The following is a 574-nucleotide window of genomic DNA, read 5'->3' as shown; positions in this document are numbered from 1 at the left end:
GCAAAGGAGATGGCGAACCCGGCGCGAAGGCCATCTGGCTTGGACTCAGAGAAGTTCATGTTGCGGCTAAGACTTTACGAGCGTTACGTGGCCGCGGTAACGCCGACACTTCTGTATAAGCCGATGGGTTTTGCCGCGGTGCTGTGCCGATACTGTTGACTTGAGCGCCACGCGGCAAGTTCAGCCGGGCGCGCGAGAGCCGGGTGCAGGAGATAGGACGGCTGTGTCGCAATAAGCGCGGCGGTAGAATCGACAGCCCGCCCCCAGATGACGAACACGATGGCCAAGACAAAGACGACCGGCAAGACGCTGCCCGTTGGCATAAGCAAGGTATTGAAGCGGCTACACTATCCGTTGGACGTAATACTGCTGGGCTCTGTCGCATTAACGAGGACGAGTAGAATCGGTGCGAATTGAAACGCAGGACATCGATGATGGCAAAGACGGGGCGTTGGTGCATGGAGGCGGAGCAGTGTGCAATGCGCCCCTTTCCCCACAGGTTATGCGGCATGAACCTTACAGCGCACGGAGTTCGGGCGTGCGGCGGCCAGCATGCGGTTGAGCACCGCCACAC

The 574-nt window shown here is 59.4% G+C and carries 1 pseudogene; it reads left to right on the top strand.

Annotated elements, in window-relative coordinates:
- Nucleotides 1-267 precede the first annotated feature (267 nt).
- Nucleotides 268-372, top strand: a pseudogene (locus GWC77_RS28180) (IS6 family transposase); the annotation flags it as partial.
- Nucleotides 373-574 lie beyond the last annotated feature (202 nt).

It is taken from the genome of Paraburkholderia sp. NMBU_R16 (assembly GCF_013282575.1).
Classification (GTDB): Bacteria; Pseudomonadota; Gammaproteobacteria; order Burkholderiales; family Burkholderiaceae; genus Trinickia.
The sequence above is the reverse complement of the archived record's forward strand: the minus strand, read 5'-3'. Positions and strand labels throughout refer to the sequence as shown.